Here is an 11,123-nt window from a genome sequence, read left to right as displayed (position 1 = left end):
CCCGACCCCCCCCCCCCCCGGCCCGCCCCCCCCCCCCCCCCCCCCCCCCCCCCCGGCGGGGCGGGGGGGGGGGGGGGGGGCGGGGGGGCGCGCCCCCCCCCCCCCGCGGGCGGCTCAGCCGGGTCACTTACCGGCGGCCGCACCGTTCTTCAAGGCCGCCTGCCACTGCTCGTCGGCCGACTTGCCCTGCTCCACGGCGCGCAGCGTGTTCTCCACGGCGGTGCGGACCGCGTTGTTCTTCGGGCCGAGGTAGACCGGCTTCAGGTCGGTGGCGCCGGCGGCGAAGATCTTGCCGACCGGGGCCTTGCTGAAGTAGTCGTTGGTCGAGTCGGCCACGGCCGGGTCGGTGAGCGCCTGCGGGTTCGACGGCAGGTTGCCGACCGCCTTGTACGCGCCGATCTGGCCCTGCGCGCTGGTCAGGAACTTGGCCAGCTCGGCCGCCTCCTTCTGGTGCTTGCTCGACTTCGGCACGCCGAGGAACGAGCCGCCCCAGTTGCCGCCCGCGCCGGGGGCCTTGGCGATGTCCCACTTGCCGGCCGCGGCGTCACCGGCCTGGCCCTTGATCACACCGGTCATCCACGCCGGGCAGGCGATGGTGGCGAAGGTGCCGTTCTTGAACCCGGCGTTCCACTCGTTGGAGAAGGACTGCAGGTTGTTCGACAGCCCGGCGCCGATCATTTTGGTGGTGAGCTGGTACGCGGCCTGCACGTCCGGGTTCTGCTCGATGACCATCTTGTTGCTCTTGTCGTAGTACGTGTAGCCGGTGCCCTGGCCGGCGATCTGCATCAGCACCACATTGTAGAAGTTGGTCGCCGAGTCGACGAACTTGTGCTTCTTGTCGGCGGCGGCGAACTTCTGGCCGGCCTCGATGAACTTGTCCCAGGTGGGCCAGAGCGCGCCGACCTGCTCGCGGTCGGTGGGCAGGCCGGCGGCCTTGAACAGGTCGCTGCGGTAGCAGAGCGCCATCGAGCCGACGTCGGTGCCGAGGCCCAGCACCTTGCCGTCGGGCGTGGTCCCCTGCTCCCACTTCCACGGCAGGAAGTTGCCCTTGAGGTCGTTCGCGCCGTGGTCGGCCAGGTTCACGAACTTGTCGGCCTGGGCGTAGAACTGGACGATGGTGCCCTCTTCCAGGGCCACCACGTCGCCGGCGCCTGAGCCGGCGGTGATCTGCTGGGTCAGCCGGGTGTTGTAGTCACCGAGGCCGAGGCCCTTGCCGCGCTCCTGGATCTTGACGTTCTTGTGCTCGGCTTCGTACTGCTTGTACAGGTCCTGGTAGCCGAAGCCCTGGTCGCCGAAGACGTCGACGACCAGGGTGACCGGACCGTCGCTCTCGCTGCTGCCGCCGGACGAGTCGTCGCTGCAGGCGGTGGCGGTGGCCAGCACCGTGACAGACGCGAGCGCGATGGCCGCGAGCTGCCGACGGCGGATGGGGAGGCTCATCTTTCAGACCCCTCTTTCGGTGGTGAGGCGAGTTATTCGTGTGGTGGGGGGTGCGTTTCGCGCCGGGCCGGAGCGGGCAAGGAAGAGATTCACGCCACTCCCGGGAGCGCTCCCATGAGATTGCCGGGAGGTAACAGGGGTGTCAATAGGCCGGTGGGAGCGTTCCCATTTCGTTACCGCGTGATTCCGGGGCCTCACCCGGGCCCGGTCAGCAGCAGCGGCGCAGCAGCGTGGTGGCGCGGTCGGCGGCGAACGCGGCCGGGTCGAACGCCGGCCCGACCCAGTCCCGCATGCCCGAGTGCTCGGGATGCGCCGGGTCGGCGAGCGCGGCCAGGAGCACCGCGTATCCCTCCGGGCCGCCCGCGCTCTCCGGCGGGCCCGCCCGCTCCCCGTCCAGGCAGAGCGGGTAGCGCTCGTCCGGGTCGGCGGCGCAGACGTCCTCCACCACCAGGTCGTGCTCCCACCAGTCGCCGAAGTCGTAGGTGTAGCGGAAGCGGTCGCCCTTGCCCAGCACCGTGTCCAACCGGACGTCCAGCTCGTCGCCCAGCGCCAGCTCGCCACCCGGATCGGGCTCGCCGTACTGCCGTCCGTCGATCTCGAACGCGTGCAGGTGGCAGTCGCGCCAGCCGATCGCGTGCTGGAGCACCCGGTGCAGCCGGTCCAGGGTGTAACCACCGGGCACCAGCACCCGCCGCCAGACCGGTGGCCGGACCCCCGCCACGGACACCATCAGCTGGAAGATCTGACGCGGCACGTGGTCCCGTCCTTCCTCGGCATTAGGCTGCCCGCATGATCTGCCGAGCCTGCCGGGAGCGGCGGCACGACGACTGTCCTGGCCGGAAGTGGTGCGACTGCCAGCACCGTACCGCCGAGCCCACCCCTCCGGTCACCGGTCCGGCCGGCGAATGAGCGTCGGAACCCCGATCGAACGGATCTGGCCCGCGCCCGTCACCGGCCCGCTGACCGACCCGCAGCTCACCGCGCTATACGGCCGTGCGTCGCGGCCGCACCTGCGGGTCAACTTCGTCGCCAGCGCGGACGGCGCGGTCACCCTGGACGGCTACTCGGCCGGGCTCTCCGGCGAGCCGGACAAGCGTGTCTTCGGGATGCTGCGGATGCTCTGCGACGGCCTGCTGGTGGCCGCCGGCACGCTGCGCCACGAGGGCTACCGCGCGGTGCGGCTGGACGCCGGACGCCGCGCCTGGCGCCGGGAGCGGGGCCTGGCCGAGTACCCGACGCTCGTGGTGGTCTCCGGCTCGCTCGACCTCGACCCGGCCCAGGCGTGCTTCGCCGACGCCCCGGTCCGGCCGCTGGTGCTCACCCGCGACGACGCCGAACCGCCGGCCGGGCTCACCGAGGTGGTCGACCTGGTCCGCTGCGGCCCCGACCGCGTCGACCTGACCGCGGGCCTGGCCGAGCTGCGCCGCCGCGGGCTGGACCAGGTGCTCTGCGAGGGCGGACCACACCTGTTCGGCGCGCTCACCGCCGCCGACCTGGTCGACGAGCTGTGCCTGACGGTGGCGCCCCTGCTGGCCGGGGCCGGCCCCGGCCGGATCACCGCCGGCGCGGCGAGCGCCCCCCGCCAGCTGCCGCTGCGACACGTGCTGGCCGCCGACGGCGTGCTGATGCTGCGCTACGCCCGCGACGCGGACGAACCGGCCGACCCGCCGTCCGCCGGCGCCGCGCCCGCCGCCTGAGCCCGCCCTCATCCGTCGCGCGGCACCCGTTCCGGATCCACCGGGCAGCGTGCCGACCCGAGCTACCGGCTGCGCCCCTCCCGACCACGCCACCCACCCGGCCACGCCGTAACCCGGCCGCATCGTCCCCGACCACGCCGCACCCCGAGCGCGTCGTCACGAGGGCGCGTCGTCACGAGGGCGGCAGGCCGGTTTCAGCGATATACCGGAGAGTCATTTTTATGCCTCTCCGGTATATCGCTCTCGATCGGACCGTTCCCGTTCCCCGACACGCCGACGATCGACTCGCCAACGCCCCGTTCGCCGACGGCCCACCGCACCGACACCCCTGCCCATGCCAGAAGCCCACCACGCCGACACCCCGGCCACGCCAGAAGCCGGCCGCCCGACCGACCCGCCGCGGGCCTGCGCAAAGGGCACGTCCCTGCGCGGCGTGGAGGCGGGCCGCGACGAGGGTCGCCCCCTCGACCGCCGGCAGGGCCGTGGCCAGGGCGAACAACCCGACCAGCCGGCCCCGCGTCGACGCCACGTCCCGCTCCCCCGCTCTTCCGGCCTCCCTGCCGGGTTCCGCGCCGAGCGGTACGCCGAGGCGAAATCGCACGCACCGTGGCCGGTCGGATCCGCCCGGCGACCGGCCGGGACGCGCCGACGTGGCGTCCGACGCGTCGCGTGGCAACCTGTCGCATCCCTCGGGCAGGATGCAGGACGTGCGCCGTGACCGGAACGACCAGCCGACCGGAGACCGCCGATGACCGACGACCAGCTCGACGGGCCCGGCGAGGGTGTCGGCCGGGTGCTCGGCACCGCCGACGCCACCCCGCTCACCTTCTGGACCGCCGTCGCCCCGGGCAGCTACCTGCAACTCGACGACGTGGTGGTGACCCGGCGCGAGCTGCCCGACCGCGAGCCGGTGACCATCGCCGGCGTGGTGACCCAGGTGCGCGCCCGGCACGAGGGGGCGCAGTTCGACTCCGACGTCTTCGCCATCGCCGACGGCACGCTGCCGGCGCAGGTGCAGGAGGCGGCCGAGGTCACCACCACCCGGGTCGACCCGGAGTTCTACGTCCCGCCGACCCCCGGCGCCGTGGTGCACCGGGCCGAGGGCGACGCGCGGGCCCGGGCGCTGCACTTCGACCGGATGGAGCGGCGGATCCCGATGGGGATGGGCCGCGACGGGGTGCCGGTCTACCTCAACGCCGACTTCCTCGACGGCACCCGGGGCGCGCACGTCTCGATCTCCGGCATCTCCGGTGTCGCCACCAAGACCAGCTTCGCCACCTTCCTGCTCTACTCGGTGTTCCGCTCCGGGGTGCTCGGCGGCGACGCGGTCAACGCCAAGGCGCTGATCTTCAACGTCAAGGGTGAGGACCTGCTCTTCCTCGACCACCCCAACAGCCGGCTCGACGACCCGACCCGGGCGGCGTACGCGAAGCTCGGTCTCGACGCCGGTGCGTTCCCCGACGTCCGGGTCTACGCCCCGCCGCGGGTCGGCGACTCCTCCGGCACGCCCGACGTGAGCAGCCGGCTCACCGGCGTCGACAGCTTCTACTGGACGCTCAGCGAGTTCTGCGCCGACCGCCTGCTGCCCTACGTGTTCGCCGACGCCGACGACGAACGCCAGCAATACACCATGGTGGTCCACTCGGTCGCCGCCCACCTGGCCCGCCACGCCCAGCCCGCCGACGGCGGGGTGAGCATCGACGGGGTCCGCCTGGGCTCCTACGCCGACCTGGTCGACCACGTCGTGGAGCAGCTCAACGACGACGAGACCCGGGGTGAGTGGGCCGGCAGCGCGGTCGGGCTGGGCACGGTCAACGCGTTCGCCCGCCGGCTGATCGGCAGCAAGAAGGACCTGGGCCGGCTGATCCGCGGCGACCTGGCCGCCCGTCGGCCGCACTCGATCAACACGGCGGAGAGCGCCCAGGTCACCGTGGTCGACCTGCACAACCTGCCGGACCGCGCGCAGCGCTTCGTGGTCGGCGTGACGCTGAAGAGCGAGTTCGAGCGCAAGGAGAAGGCCGGCACCGCCAAGCCGTTGCTCTTCGTCGTGCTCGACGAGCTGAACAAGTACGCCCCGCGCGAGGGCTCCTCGCCGATCAAGGAGGTGCTGCTCGACATCGCCGAGCGGGGCCGCTCGCTGGGCGTGATCCTGGTCGGCGCGCAGCAGACCGCGAGCGAGGTCGAGCGGCGGATCGTCACCAACTCGGCGATCCGGGTGGTCGGCCGGCTCGACCCGGCCGAGGCGTCCCGCCCGGAATACGGCTTCCTCCCGCCGGCCCAGCGTCAGCGCGCGCTGCTGGCCAAGCCGGGCACCATGTTCGTCAACCAGCCCGACATCCCGGTGCCGCTCTGCCTGGAGTTCCCGTTCCCGGCGTGGGCCACCCGGGTCTCCGAGGCCGGCCGCCCGCCGTCGGAGACGCTACGGTCGATCACGCAGTCCGCCGATCCGTTCGCGGTGGTCGGCTCCGGCTCCTCCGACGACGACATCCCGTTCTAGGCGGCACCCACCATGAAGATCCTGCACACCTCCGACTGGCACGTCGGCAAGGTCCTCAAGGGGCAGTCCCGGGCCGAGGAGCACACGCAGGTCCTCGCCCAGGTGATCGACATCGCCCGCGACGAGCGGCCCGACCTCGTCATCGTCGCCGGTGACCTCTACGACACCGCCGCGCCCACCCCGGAGGCGACCCGGCTGGTCACCCGGGCGCTGACCGCGCTGCGCCGCACCGGCGCGGACGTGGTGGTGATCGGCGGCAACCACGACAACGGCGCGGCGCTGGACGCGTTGCGCCCCTGGGCCGAGGCCGCCGGCATCACGCTGCGCGGCAGCGTCCGGGAGAACCCGGCCGAGCACGTCGTCGACGGGGTGACGGGCGACGGCGAGCGCTGGCAGGTGGCCGCGCTGCCGTTCCTGTCCCAGCGCTACGCCGTGCGGGCGGTGGAGATGTACACGCTGACCCCGGCCGAGGCCAACCAGACCTACGCCGACCACCTCGGCCGGGTGCTCGACAAGCTGGCCGAGGGCTTCACCGAGCCGGACCGGGTGCACCTGGTCACCGCCCACCTCACCGTGGTCGGGGCGAGCACCGGCGGCGGCGAGCGCGACGCGCACACCGTGCTCGGCTACGCGGTGCCGGCCACCGTCTTCCCGGGCAACGCGCACTACGTGGCGCTGGGCCACCTGCACCGGTCGCAGCGGGTGATCGGCCCGTGCCCGATCCGCTACTGCGGCAGCCCGCTCGCGGTCGACTTCGGCGAGCAGGAGAACATCGGCTCGGTGACGGTCGTGGAGGTCACCGCGACCACCGCCGCGCGCATCCGGGAGGTGCCGGTGCCCGGCGCGGTGCCGCTGCGCACGGTGCGCGGCACGCTGGCCCAGCTCGCCGAGATCGAGGCGCCGGACGGCTGGTTGCGGGTCTTCGTCCGGGAGCAGCCCCGGGCCGGGCTGCGCGAGGAGGTGCAGGAGCTGCTCCCCCGCGCGTTGGAGATCCGGATCGACCCGGAGCTGGTGCCCGCGCCGGGCAGCGGCACCCGCACCGCCCAGCGGGCCGGCCGGTCCCCGCGCGAGTTGTTCGCCGACTACCTGGGCAGCCGCGGCCACGCCGACGAGGGCGTCCGGGAACTCTTCGACGAGCTGCTCGAGGAGGTCGAGCACTGATGCGGCCGATGCGGCTGGACATGGCCGGCTTCACCGTCTTCCGCGAGGAGACCACTGTCGACTTCACCGACGCCGACTTCTTCGCGCTGGTCGGGCCGACCGGCTCGGGTAAGTCCACGGTGCTCGACGCGATCTGCTTCGCGCTCTACGGCACGGTGCCCCGCTGGGGCGGCACCCGGGGGCTGGCCAACGCGCTGGCGCCGTCGGCCACCGAGGCCCGGGTCCGGCTGGTCTTCGAGTCCGCCGGCGACCGCTACGTCGCCACCCGGGTGGTGCGCCGCGACGGCCGGGGCACGGTGAAGACGGCCAACGCCGGGCTCCAGCTCATGCCGCCCGGCTTCGACGTCACCAAGCTCGACACCGGGCTCAGCCCGGACGACCTGGGCGACGTGGTGGCCGGCACGCCTGCCGAGATGGAGCAGGCGGTGCTCGACGCGGTCGGGCTGCCCTACGAGCAGTTCACCTCCTGCGTGGTGCTGCCGCAGGGGCAGTTCGCCGACTTCCTGCACGCCAAGCCGGCGACCCGCCAGCAGATCCTGGTCAACCTGCTCGGCCTGGGCGTCTACGAGGACGTGCAGAAGAAGGCGGTCGAGCGCGCCGGCCAGGCCGAGGCGAAGCTGGAGACAGTCGACAAGGTGCTCGGCGGCCTGGCCGACGTCGACGACGACCGGCTGGCCGACGCCCAGGGCCGGGTCGACCGGGTGCGGGAGTTGGCCGGGGCGGTCGAGGCGGCCGTACCGGAGCTGGAGCGCGCCCGGGCGACGGCGGGCGAGCGGGCGGCGGCGCTGGCCGACCTCGACGCCGAGCTGGGCGTGTTGGCCGGGGTGCGGGCGCCGGACGGCATCGCCGAGCTGGCCCGGGCGGTGGCCGCGGCCCGGGTGGCCGCCGACGAGGCGACCGCGGCGGTGGGGCTGGCCGAGGAGCGGGAGGAGAAGCTCCGCGGCGAGCTGGCCGCGGCCGGCGACGAGAGCGCGTCGCGGGTGCACCTGCGGGCGTACGCCGACCGGGAGCGGTTGACCGGCGAGGCGGCGACGGTCCGCGCGGCGGTCGACGCGGCGACCGCCGAGCACGACGCGGCGGTCGCGGCGCTCGCCGGCGCGCGTGCCGCCGCCGAGCGGGCCGAGGTCGAGCTGGAGGCGGCGTTCCGGGCGCACGAGGAGGCCAAGGCGGCCGACCAGGCGGTGGCGCTGCGGGTGCACCTGGTCGACGGTGCGCCGTGCCCGGTGTGCGAGCAGGTGGTCGCCGCCGTGCCGGCGATGCCGAAGGGATCGGCGGTGAGCCGGGCGATCGCGGCCGGCAAGGCGGCCCGGGCGGCCAGCGAGGCCGCCAAGCGGGTGGTGACCGAGCGCGACGCCGCCGCCCGCGACCTGGACCGGGTGCTGCTGCGCGCCCGCGCGGAGCACGACCAGCTCGCGGCGCGGTTGGCCGAGTTGGACGGGCAGCTCGCCGACGCGCCCGCGCCGGACGCGCTGCGCGCCTCGCTGACCGAGCACGCCCGGCTGCGGGCGGGGCTGGACGAGGCGGCCGGCGCGGTGCGGGCCGGCCGGGAGTCGGCCCGCCGGGCGCGGGGCGCGCTCGACGGCGCGCAGGACCGGTTGCGCCGGGCCTGGCGCGACTTCGACGCGGTCCGGGACGGGTTGGCCCGGTTCGGGCCGCCGGCCGCCGACCGCGACGACGTGGCAGGCGCCTGGGCGGCGCTGGAGGGTTGGGCGGGTGAGCAGGCCGACCGGCGGCGCGCCGACCGGGCCGGGCTGGCCGACTCGGTCGAGGCGGCCGGGCGGGTTGCGGGCGAGGTCGCCGACCGGATCGGCGCGCTGTTCACCGCCGCCGGGCTGGACGCGCCGGCCGACCCGCTGCGCGACGTCGCGGTGGCGGTCGAGCGGGCCGAGGCCGAGCTGCGCCGGCTGACCGAGCGCCGCGAGCAGGCGGCCGAGCTGCGCGAGCAGCGGGCCGGTCACGAGCACGAGGCGCGGGTGGCCCGTGCGCTCGCCGGGCACCTGCGGGCCAACAACTTCGAGCGGTGGCTGCTCACCGAGGCGCTGGACCTGCTCGTCGACGGCGCGTCGGGGATCCTGCGGGAGTTGTCCGGCGGGCAGTACGACCTGATCCACGACAAGGGTGAGTTCTTCGTGCTCGACCACCACGACGCCGGGCTACGGCGCGGGGTGCGGACGCTCTCCGGCGGGGAGACGTTCCAGGCGTCGCTGGCCCTGGCGCTGGCGCTGTCGGAGCAGCTCGCGGGCATGTCCACGAGCGCGGCCAGCCTGGAGTCGATCGTGCTGGACGAGGGCTTCGGCACGCTGGACGCGGCGACGCTGGACACGGTCGCGGCGACGCTGGAGAACCTGGCCGCCCGGGGCGACCGGATGGTCGGCGTGGTCACCCACGTCCCGGCGCTGGCCGAGCGGATCCCGGTGCGTTTCGAGGTCCGCAAGGACGCCCGCACGGCCCGCGTCGAGCGGACCGGCCTGTGACTCGGTCGGGACAGCCCCGGTTCTTCGTCGACTCGTGGGATCCGGCCTACGGGGCGTCGTTCGAGGCCGCGGGCGGGGCCGGGCCGGCGGCGCCGAGCAGCGCCCAGGTCGAGGCCGACGTCGAGCTGCCGGTCACCGACTGGCGGGCGATCGACGTCCGCCCGGGGGTGCGGGCGCCGGACGTGGTGCTGCTCGTCGACGGGGTACGCCGGATCGACGCCAGCGTCTGGACGTCCGAGGAGGACGGCGGCTCGTTCCCCGGCATCGCCGCCTCCTACGCGGCCGGGGTGGTCCGCTGCGACCTGGACCGGGGCGCCGCCGAGCTGGCCGGGGTCCGGGTGGGGCGAGGGCTGTTCACCGCCAGCCCGTCGGCGCAGGACGTGGTGGCCGGCGCGATCCGCTACCCGGTGCACCGGGTCGGCGGCACCGGCGAGCTGAGCAAGTTGCCGGCCGCCGTGCAGGGCCCGCTCACCGCGCTTGAGGTGGACGTCTCCGACGCGGTGCGCACCGACGGCGACCTGCTGGTGGTGGACGGTCCGCTGCGCAGCCGGCGGAACCTGCCGCGCACCCTCGGCTACATCAAGACCCAGCACAGCCAGTATCTGGACGCCCGGCTCACCGCCGTGGTGACCGGGTTGGCGCCGGGCCAGCGCTGCCCGGTGTTCCGGCTGGGCACGGCGTGGGGCGGCTGGTCCTGGTATCTGCGGCTGCCGGTGGCCGCCGGGGCGCCCTGGGCGGGCATCGTGCGGATGGAGTGCTCCGCCGAGCTGACCGTGCCGGAGGCGATCGCGCTTGCCGACCTGTCGCTCGTCACGCTGCCCCGGTTCGCGTCCACGCCGTACAAGGACCCGCGCGCCCCGCAGAACCTGGTGCCGATCGCCGGGCTGGAACGCCGGCTGCGCGGGATGCTCGGCGACGCGCGGCTGCTGCACCGGGTGCTCACCTCGGCGGCGCGCGGGATCCGGCGCTGATGGGCCGGCGACGCGACGCCGACCGGGTGGCGGCGGACGTGGACACCGGCCGGGCCGAGCTGGTGCCGGACCGGGACCGGCCCGGCTCCTGGACGCTGCTGCTGGACGGCGCGCCGCAGTCGCACGTGGACCTCACCGACCCGACCCATCTGGAGTTCGAGTACGTCCGGCGGCTGGCCGCCGCGATCGACCTGGTGGCGCCGGCCGGCGCGCCGCTGCGGGTGCTGCACCTGGGCGGTGGCGCGCTCACCCTGCCCCGATACGTGCAGGCGACCCGGCCGGGTTCGACGCAGCGGGTGTCCGAGGTGGACGGCGGGCTGGTGGAGCTGGTCCGGCGGGAGGCGCCCTGGCCGTCCGATCCCCGGCTGCGGGTGCGGGTGGCGGACGCCAGGGCCACGTTGGCGTCCAGCCGCGACGGCGGGTACGACGTGATCGTCGCGGACGTGTTCGCCGGCGCTCGCACACCCGCCCACCTGACCTCGGTGGAGTACGCCGCCGAGGTGGCCCGGGTGCTGGCGCCCGACGGCTACTACCTGGCGAACGTGGCCGACGGCCCGCCGCTGCGGCACGCCCGCGGGCAGGTCGCCACCGTGCGTACCGTCCTGCCCCGGGCCTGCCTGGTGGGTGACGCGGCGGTGCTGCGCGGCCGGCGCTACGGCAACCTGGTGCTGGTGGCGTCCCGGGTGGAGCCGCCGGTGCCGGAGCTGTCCCGGCGCGCGGCCGGCGACTGGTTCCCCGGTCGGGTGGTGGCCGGCGACGAGCTGGACCGGTTCGCCGGCGGGGCCGCCGTGGTGCGCGACGCGGACGCCGTCGACTCGACACCACCGCCGCCAGGAATTTTTTCCGTCAAACGTTGATCCGATCGGCGGATCGGTGCGTATCC

Annotated in this window: 8 protein-coding genes; 6 read left to right on the top strand and 2 right to left on the bottom strand. The window is 74.7% G+C overall.

The window, feature by feature from the left end; translation table 11 throughout:
- Positions 1-123 precede the first annotated feature (123 nt).
- Both ACIA5A_RS13390 and ACIA5A_RS13385 read right to left on the bottom strand, forming a co-directional pair.
- On the bottom strand, positions 124-1,440 hold the full coding sequence (locus ACIA5A_RS13390) for an ABC transporter substrate-binding protein (RefSeq protein WP_396760650.1): 1,317 nt from the start codon (positions 1,438-1,440) through the stop codon (positions 124-126).
- Between the two features lie 208 nt (positions 1,441-1,648).
- A complete protein-coding gene (locus ACIA5A_RS13385; RefSeq protein ID WP_396760647.1) occupies positions 1,649-2,194 on the bottom strand; it encodes a plasmid pRiA4b ORF-3 family protein in 546 nt (181 codons plus the stop codon).
- 151 nt (positions 2,195-2,345) lie between these two features.
- Between ACIA5A_RS13385 and ACIA5A_RS13380 the strand changes: the two genes are divergently transcribed.
- From ACIA5A_RS13380 to ACIA5A_RS13355, 6 genes are all read left to right on the top strand, one after another.
- Positions 2,346-3,137 (top strand): pyrimidine reductase family protein, encoded by a 792-nt coding sequence (locus ACIA5A_RS13380; protein ID WP_396760644.1) that lies wholly within the window; start codon positions 2,346-2,348, stop codon positions 3,135-3,137.
- 748 nt (positions 3,138-3,885) lie between these two features.
- Positions 3,886-5,634: an ATP-binding protein gene (locus ACIA5A_RS13375; protein ID WP_278106948.1), complete on the top strand. Its 1,749-nt coding sequence runs from the start codon at positions 3,886-3,888 to the stop codon at positions 5,632-5,634.
- Positions 5,635-5,646: 12 nt separating this feature from the next.
- Complete coding sequence (locus ACIA5A_RS13370; protein WP_396760640.1) at positions 5,647-6,795, top strand: exonuclease SbcCD subunit D; 1,149 nt, start codon at positions 5,647-5,649, stop codon at positions 6,793-6,795.
- Positions 6,795-9,269, top strand: a complete 2,475-nt coding sequence (locus ACIA5A_RS13365; RefSeq protein WP_396760637.1) for an AAA family ATPase — start codon at positions 6,795-6,797, stop codon at positions 9,267-9,269. Before ACIA5A_RS13370 ends, ACIA5A_RS13365 begins: the two co-directional genes overlap by 1 nt.
- Positions 9,266-10,240 carry a hypothetical protein gene (locus ACIA5A_RS13360; RefSeq protein ID WP_396760634.1) on the top strand — a complete coding sequence of 325 codons (975 nt, stop codon included), beginning with the start codon at positions 9,266-9,268 and terminating at the stop codon, positions 10,238-10,240. The genes ACIA5A_RS13365 and ACIA5A_RS13360 overlap by 4 nt, the downstream gene beginning before the upstream one ends.
- The gene (locus ACIA5A_RS13355) at positions 10,240-11,097 is read left to right on the top strand and encodes a spermidine synthase (RefSeq protein WP_396760632.1); all 858 of its coding nucleotides are present in this window, start codon (positions 10,240-10,242) and stop codon (positions 11,095-11,097) included. Before ACIA5A_RS13360 ends, ACIA5A_RS13355 begins: the two co-directional genes overlap by 1 nt.
- The last annotated feature ends 26 nt before the right edge of the window (positions 11,098-11,123 follow it).

The organism is Micromonospora sp. NPDC051300, from assembly GCF_044455315.1.
Taxonomy (GTDB): domain Bacteria; phylum Actinomycetota; class Actinomycetes; order Mycobacteriales; family Micromonosporaceae; genus Micromonospora; species Micromonospora robiginosa.
The sequence above is the reverse complement of the archived record's forward strand: the minus strand, read 5'-3'. Positions and strand labels throughout refer to the sequence as shown.